This window comes from Citrobacter sp. VF227 (assembly GCF_052950715.1).
This window is the reverse complement of sequence record NZ_JBRFVF010000505.1, coordinates 1-449: the sequence shown is the minus strand read 5'-3', so window position 1 is coordinate 449 and position 449 is coordinate 1. Positions and strand designations below refer to the sequence as shown.

At 48.1% G+C, this 449-nt stretch carries 1 protein-coding gene; it reads right to left on the bottom strand.

Annotated features, from left to right (window positions below; genetic code table 11):
• Window positions 1–21: 21 nt before the first annotated feature.
• Window positions 22–449 (bottom strand): GntR family transcriptional regulator (locus tag ACU8YC_RS27560; RefSeq protein WP_446896335.1); only part of this gene is annotated, 428 nt, incomplete at its 5' end.

Genomic DNA, 449 nt, shown 5'->3' with positions numbered 1-449 from the left:
CTTCTGGGGAATGGGTTAACGTCAGGACGGGTCCGTGTGGACGCGCCGTAAGTGGTAGTCCACCTGGTATTCGCTGGCGATTCTGAACATGACTGAATAATTTAGAAATTCCCCGCTATTACTGTATGACAACGAGGTAATGCGTAATAACGGCGTCTGTTCAGGTACGTTCATCTGTGCGGAGAGCTGCTTATCAGCAAGAACGGGGGTCAGACTTTCATAGTTGCCGCTGATTGTTATCACGCACTCTTTCTCAATGTAATCGAATTTTGACCCTTCCAGATGTGCCAGTGACAGATTACGGAATAATTTTACCGGCATGTAGCTGTCTTCAAGCATCAGAGGTTTGCCATCCACATAGCGAACACGGCGTGAGAAGTGGATACGTTCATTAATCTGGATACGCAGCTGACTGGCAATTGCCGGTGGTGCGGGCATCACTTCAAAAA